Origin of the sequence: Gluconobacter aidae (assembly GCF_009547075.1) — a bacterium.
GTDB classification, from domain to species: Bacteria; Pseudomonadota; Alphaproteobacteria; order Acetobacterales; family Acetobacteraceae; genus Gluconobacter; species Gluconobacter aidae.
Window position 1 is genome coordinate 1 of sequence record NZ_WIPH01000111.1, and the last position, 473, is coordinate 473.

Here is a 473-nt window from a genome sequence, read left to right on the forward strand (position 1 = left end):
GTGGATGTCATCACGCACATTGTCTCTGGATCTCCGCGAACGTGTTGTTGCGGCCGTTTCGAATGGTCTGTCGCGGCGTCAGGCGGCTGAACGGTTTGGCGTCAGTCCGGCAAGTGCGGTTCGCTGGTGCGCTCTTGCCGCTACGACCGGCAGTCCTGCTGCCAGCCCCCGTGGCGGGGATCGTCTGTCTCACCGGATTGAGGCGCAGGCAGAGTGTATTCATGCGCTGATCGCGGAGAAGGGCGATCTGACCCTGGCCGAGATCCGCGCCCGACTGGCTGAGAACGGCCATCACTTTGCAATCGGCACGCTGTGGCGTTTCTTCGCGCGTCATAAGATCACATGGAAAAAAAGACCGCTCACGCGGCGGAACAGGACCGGCCGGACATCCTGACACGACGGCAGGAGTGGTTCGATGCCCAGCCCGATCTCGATCCGGCGCGGCTGGTCTTCATTGATGAAACCTGGGCTTC

At 61.9% G+C, this 473-nt stretch carries 1 pseudogene; it reads left to right on the plus strand.

Annotated features, from left to right (window positions below):
• A pseudogene (locus GFJ39_RS13945) lies at positions 1-394 on the plus strand (helix-turn-helix domain-containing protein); the annotation flags it as partial.
• Positions 395-473 lie beyond the last annotated feature (79 nt).